Raw genomic sequence first — 6252 nt, 5'->3', positions numbered from 1 at the left:
CGACTTCTACGACCTGCGCGCCTTCACCGTCTTCGCGGTACCGACCGGCACGCCGAAGGAGATCATCGACCAGCTCGCGCCGCTGTTGATCAAGGCCGGATCCGATTCCAAGGTCCAGCAGATGCTGAACAACTTCATTCTGAGCTCCCCGGCGGATCTTGAAACGACGGCCCGCATTTTCAAGCGCGACAGCGACGTGATGCTGCGCATCCTGCGCGATCTCGGCGTCAAGCCGGCGGAGTAGCGGCGACCGCCTTACCCTCCCCTGGAGGGGGAGGGTCGGCTCGCATCGCAGATGCGAGACGGGGTGGGGTGACGGTCTATCAACTCGGGCACTGTTCGAAACGAGAGACTGTCACCCCACCCCGATCGCTGCGGACGATGCTGTGCATCGCCGGGCGCGATCGACCCTCCCCCTCCAGGGGAGGGTAAGAAAGCTTCTACTTCTTCGGCAACCGCGGCTTCTCGATCCCCGCGAGATCGCACAGCGCGTCCACCATCGCCGAAAAATCCCTGTCCCCGAAGCCGCGGGCGCGGGCGGTTGAGAAGGCTTCGCGGGCGGCTGCGGCCATCGGCATCGGAACTTTTACCGCATTGGCGGCATCGATGATCAGCGTCAGGTCCTTGTGGGCGAGATCGATGGTGAAGCCCGGTTCGATATCGCCTGCCAGCACCTTGACCGGCCATGCGATCTTGAGCTGGCCGTTGACCGCGGTGGTGCCGTAGAGCACGTCGAGGGTGCGTTCGAGGTCGAGCCCGAAGCGCTGCGACAGCGCGAGCGCCTCGGCATTCATCTGGCAGGACGATACCGCCAGGAAGTTGTTGACCAGTTTCGTCCGGGTGCCGCTGCCGACCTCGCCGCAATGATAGATCGTGCTGCCCATCGCCTCGAGCAGCGGTTTGACGCGCTCGAAATCCTTTACCGAACCGCCCACCATGAACAGCGATTCGCCGCGGTCGGCATGGCTGGCGAGCCGGCCGACCGGCGCATCGACGAAGGCGACGCCCTTGGCCGCGGCGGCCTTCGCCAGCCGGTCGGTGGTGCCGGGGTCGATCGTGCTCATGTCGAGGATCAGCGAGCCGGGCTTCGCGCTGGCGATGATGCCGTCGGCGCGGCTGACGACATCGTCGACCACGGCGGAATTCGGCAGCATGGTGACGATGATGTCGGACTTCTGCGCCACTTCCGCGACGGTGGCGGCGCTGCCGGCCTGCAGCAGTTCGAGTTCGGCAACCGCCTCCGGATTGATGTCGTTGACCGTCAGCCGAAACCCCTTGCGGCAGAGGTTGGACGCCATCGGCCGCCCCATCCGTCCCAATCCAATGAACCCAACCTTTTCCATGCGTCTCTCCATTTTGTTCTTGAGGGCAGCGATCATGCCCCGGCATCGATGTCAGGCGAGGTATAGGTTTTTTGCGATGGTGTAAAATGCTGCGCGCGCTCTTCTCCCCTCCTCCCACGCGCCCTTGCGCGTGGTGGGGAGGGGTCGGGGGTCGACCAATCCCCACCACTCGCGGCGCTCGCGGGGGGAGGGGAGAAGAAGAGCGCGCGCCGCTTCGGCTTTACTAAAACTCGCTGTGTCCCTGCGGATCGACCAGCCGGTTGATGCGCTGGGCTGCGGCCAGCGCGAAGCGCACGGTCATCAGCTTGCGGGTCGGCGCCGGCAGCCGGTGTTCCGGCGCCTCGCAATGCAGATGCGCGCCATAGGCGTCGGCCACGATCAGGCCGGTGTCCCCCGGGAAAATCTCGCAGGGCAGATCCCGGGTGAAGGCGAAGAACAGCCGGTCGCAATGCGCGCGGTAGTCCTGCCATTTCTGGTCGGCGCGCAGATCCTCCACCGAGGATTTGATCTCGACGATCCAGATCTCGCCGCGCTCGTTCAGCGCCACCAGGTCGGCGCGCCGTCCCGACGGCAGCGGCAATTCGCTGATGCAGGCAAATCCCAGCGAGCGCAGCAGCCGCGCGGTGCCGCGCGCGATCGCCAGCGCCGTCTCCGACTGGCGACGGTCCGGCGGCGGCGCGAGGCTGCCTTGCAGGCTCACTTTGCGGGCGGGCGATTCCATCGCCGCAGCCTAACCCATTTCGGCGCCGGCCGCGCCAGCCGATCAAACGGGGGAACCCTGCTGTTCGCCGGATTCGGCTTGGGGATGCCGCGCCGCCGGGGTATGAAGTGCCGCCTGAGGGGGCGGCGATTGTGACCGAGTTCAGCTTTTTTGCGCGCGATGCGGATTTCAGCGTTGCCGAGATTGCCGCATTGACCGGGGCCGAGCCGTGCGAGGGAGCCGATCTCGCCCGCCGCGTCAGCGGTATTGCGCCGGTCGATCAGGCCACCGCGACCGACCTGACCTTCGTATCCGAAACCAAATTCGTCGCTTCGCTCAAATCGACCCAGGCCGGGGTGATCCTGACCAGCGAGCGCTTCGTGCGCCATGCCCCTGAAGGCGCCGCAGTGCTGCGCGTGCGAAAACCGTATGACGCCTTTGTCGCCGTCGCCCGCAAGATCTACCGCGGCGCGCTGCGTCCGGCCTCGATGTTCGGCACCGTTGGCGTCTCGCCAAGCGCGATGGTGCATCCCACCGCGCAACTGGACGAGGGCGTCACGGTCGACCCGTTCGCCGTGATCGGGCCATCCGCCCACATCGGCGCGGGCACGCTGATCGGCGCCCACGCCGTGATCGGCCCAGACGTGCGGATCGGCAGCGATTGCGTGATCGGGGCCAACTGCACGGTGACCCATAGCCATCTCGGCGACCGCGTCATCATCCACCCCGGCTGCCATATCGGCCAGGACGGTTTCGGCTATCTGCTGAGCGCCGAAGGGCATACCAAGGTGCCGCAGGTCGGCCGCGTTGCCATCCACAACGACGTCGAGATCGGCTCGGGCACGCGGATCGATCGCGGCGGAATTCGCGACACCGTGATCGGCGAGGGCTCCAAGATCGATAATCTCTGCCAGATCGGGCACAACTGCATGATCGGCCGCCATTGCATCATCGTCGCGCAATCCGGCCTCAGCGGCAGCGTGACGCTGGAGGATTTCGTCGTGCTCGGACCGCGCACCGGCATCATCCCGCACATCACCGTCGGCAAGGGCGCGATCACGGCATCGAGATCCACCATCTACGCGAACGTGCCGGCGGGTGAATTCTGGGGCGGATTTCCGGCCAAGCCAAAAAAACAATGGCTGCGCGAAGTGGTGGCGCTGGAGCGACTCGCGGCGCAGGCCCGCAAGCCCTCCGACGAAAAGCCCGCCGGCGACCCTCCGGCCAAGACGTGATCGGCAAGGGACGCGTTCGGCATAAAATGCCCGAATCTCCCCTGAATCTTTTCCTTGGCGAGCCGCCAAAAATCGGCATTGTGCGGCCATGACCCAGCAAAGCGAAGCCAACCCAACAGCAGCCACCGCGAAAGCCGGCGGCCTCATCGTTCCGGTCACGCTGTTCGAGCAGAACTGCATGCTGCTGTGGTGCGAGACCACCCGAAAGGCCGTGGTGATCGACCCCGGCGGCGACGTCGACAAGATCCTGGCCGCGATCAAGCAAGCCAACGTGTCGGTGCAGGAGATATGGCTGACCCATGGCCATATCGACCATGTCGGCGGCGCCGCAGACCTGCGCGACGCGCTCAAGGTCGAGATAACAGGGCCCCACATCGCCGACAAATTCCTCACCGACAATGTGGTGGCGAGCGGGGCGCGCTTCGGCATGGAAGGCGTTCGCGATTTCGTGCCGGACCGCTGGCTCGACGAAGGCGATCAGGTCTCGGTCGGCGAATTGACCTTCGACATCCTGCATTGCCCCGGCCATTCGCCGGGCAGCGTCGTGTTCTACAACAAGGAAATGCGCTTCGCCCATGTCGGCGACGTGCTGTTCAGCGGCTCGGTGGGACGCACCGATCTGCCCGGCGGCGACCACGCCACGCTGATCAGGTCGATCACCGAAAAACTGCTGCCGCTCGGCGACGATGTCGGCTTCATCTGCGGCCACGGCCCCGGCTCCAGCATCGGGCAGGAGCGGCTGACCAATCCGTTTCTGACCGGGGAGATGTGAGGCCGCGCTATCCCGACACCATGCCGCGGATCCGCCGCGACAGACTGTCGAGGTCGAACGGCTTGGTGATCATTTCCATGCCGGGCTGCAGAAAGCCGTCGGCGATCGCGACGCTCTCGGCATAGCCGGTGATGAAAAGAATTCTCAGATCGGGACGGGTTTCGCGCGCCTGGTCGGCGAGCTGGCGGCCGTTCATGCCGGGCAGGCCGACATCGGTAACCAGCAGATCGATCCGCTCGCCGCTGCGCAGGATTTTCAGGCCCGACGGTCCGTCGACCGCCTGCAGCGTGCGGTAGCCCTGCTCGCCCAGCATCTCCAGAATGACCGCACGCACCACCGGCTCGTCCTCGACCACCAGCACGGTTTCGCCGGTGGCGGCATGTTCGGCCGCCCTGACTTCCGACGCCTGCCCGGTATCGATGTCGCCATGGTGCCGCGGCAGATAGAGCCGGACCGAGGTCCCCTGCCCGACCCTGCTGTCGATGGTCACATGGCCGTTCGACTGCCGCGCAAATCCATAGATCATCGACAACCCGAGGCCGGTGCCTTGCCCGATCGGCTTGGTGGTGAAGAACGGATCGAAGGCGCGCCCCGCCACTTCCGGGCTCATGCCGACACCGGTATCGGTGACAGCGATGCAGATATATTCGCCTGACGACAGCGTATTCGCGGCGGCGCTGTCGAGCCGCGCATTGCTGGTGGCGATGACCAGCCTGCCACCATCCGGCATGGCGTCGCGCGCGTTGATGGCGAGATTGAGCAGCGCACTTTCGAGCTGGTTGGGGTCGCACAGCGTGCCCCACAAATCCTGCGCCGCTGTTATCTCGAGATCGATGGTTTCGCCAATGGTCCGGCGCAACAGGTCCTCCAGCGACACCACAAGCGCATTGGCGTCGACGCTTTTCGGGATCAGCGGCTGCCGCCGCGCGAACGCCAGCAGGCGATGGGTGAGTGCCGCGGCGCGGTTCGCCGATGTCATGGCCGCGTTGATGTAGCGCGCGACGTTGTCGGTTCGCCCCTGGTTGAGACGGGTCTGCATCAGGTCCAGCGATCCGACGATACCGGTCAGGAGATTATTGAAGTCGTGGGCGATGCCGCCGGTGAGCTGCCCCACCGCTTCCATCTTCTGCGACTGCAGCAACGCTTCCTCGGTGGCCTTGAGCCGTTCGGCCGCGGCCTTGTCCGCGGTGACGTCGCGAGCCACGGCATAATTGTGGTCCCTGTCGGACACGCCGGTCCACCACAGCCAGCGGTAGGATCCGTCCTTGTGACGAAAACGGCTCTCGAACCTGATCGTGGTTTCGCACTCGGCGAGCTTATTGAACTGCTTCCGCGTAATGCCGCCGTCGTCGGGATGCTCCAGCCATTCCGCGGTGCGGTTGAGCAACTCGGCCGCGCTCCAGCCGAGCGTCCGGGTCCAGGCCGGATTGACCGTCTGCCAGACACCGTTGCGATCGAACACCAGCAGGAGATCCTGCGACACGTTCCAGATCCGGTCGCGCTCCCTCGTCTTTTCCTCGACGCGCTGGGCCAGCGTCGCATTCAGCTCGGCGAGCTGGTCGGCGATCAGTTTCTGGTCATGCACGTCGGTATTGGTGCCGATCCAGCGGGTAATTTGCCCTTGCTCATTGCGCGCCGGCACCGCCCGCGCGAGAAACCAGCGGAAGGCGCCGTCGGCGCGGCGCAGGCGGAATTCAATTTCATAGGGTTTGCCGACGGCAATCGCCCCGGTCCATGCGGCGTGCGCGCCTGACATATCGTCCGGGTGCACGATCTTGCCCCATTTCTCGCCGTCGAGTTCGCCGATGCGGGAGCCCGCATATTCATAGACACGCGGATTGAACCAGTTCAGCGAACCATCCGGCGTCGCGGTCCAGACATGATGCGGCAGCGCTTCGGCGAGGGTACGAAACTCCGCCTCGCTTTGCCGAAGTGCTTGGTCCGCCACCACCTGCTCGGTGACATCGCTGTGCGCGCCGACCAGGCGTGTAGCCTTGCCGTTCTCGTCGCGCTCGATGGTGGATTTGACTGAAATCCACCTGACCTCGCCGTCGCTGGGCCGGATGATCCGGTATTGCACGCTGTACTCTCGCACGTCGCCCGCGATGGCAGCGCGGAATTTCTCTTCGGCGGCTTCGCGGTCCTCGGGATGGACGCGCTGCACCCACTCCTCATGGGGTTCCTGGGCGGCATCGGGCGGCA

At 65.3% G+C, this 6252-nt stretch carries 6 protein-coding genes; 3 read left to right on the top strand and 3 right to left on the bottom strand.

The genetic code is table 11. The features are described from left to right. Positions 1-244, top strand: a 244-nt coding sequence (locus Q8N40_RS26570; RefSeq protein WP_305713930.1) for a hypothetical protein, incomplete at its 5' end; no start/stop codon positions are given. A gap of 196 nt (positions 245-440) precedes the next feature. Here the strand turns inward: Q8N40_RS26570 and Q8N40_RS26565 are convergent. Together Q8N40_RS26565 and Q8N40_RS26560 are read right to left on the bottom strand one after the other, a co-directional pair. Next, on the bottom strand, positions 441-1343 hold the full coding sequence (locus tag Q8N40_RS26565) for an NAD(P)-dependent oxidoreductase (RefSeq protein WP_305713929.1): 903 nt from the start codon (positions 1341-1343) through the stop codon (positions 441-443). 223 nt (positions 1344-1566) lie between these two features. Further along, a complete protein-coding gene (locus Q8N40_RS26560; protein ID WP_305713928.1) occupies positions 1567-2064 on the bottom strand; it encodes an MmcB family DNA repair protein in 498 nt (165 codons plus the stop codon). A 131-nt stretch (positions 2065-2195) separates the two neighbouring features. Between Q8N40_RS26560 and lpxD the strand changes: the two genes are divergently transcribed. Next, positions 2196-3278, top strand: coding sequence for a UDP-3-O-(3-hydroxymyristoyl)glucosamine N-acyltransferase (lpxD, locus tag Q8N40_RS26555; protein ID WP_305713927.1), 1083 nt, complete (start codon positions 2196-2198; stop codon positions 3276-3278). 88 nt (positions 3279-3366) lie between these two features. Beyond that, the gene (locus Q8N40_RS26550) at positions 3367-4050 is read left to right on the top strand and encodes an MBL fold metallo-hydrolase (protein ID WP_305713926.1); all 684 of its coding nucleotides are present in this window, start codon (positions 3367-3369) and stop codon (positions 4048-4050) included. Between the two features lie 7 nt (positions 4051-4057). Here the strand turns inward: Q8N40_RS26550 and Q8N40_RS26545 are convergent. Continuing rightward, the coding region (locus tag Q8N40_RS26545) for a PAS domain-containing protein (protein ID WP_305713925.1) at positions 4058-6252 on the bottom strand (2195 nt) is incomplete at its 5' end.

This window comes from Bradyrhizobium sp. (genome assembly GCF_030693485.1).
Taxonomy (GTDB): domain Bacteria; phylum Pseudomonadota; class Alphaproteobacteria; order Rhizobiales; family Xanthobacteraceae; genus Bradyrhizobium.
Note: the sequence above shows the minus strand (reverse complement) of the source record. Positions and strands in the feature narration are given on the sequence as shown.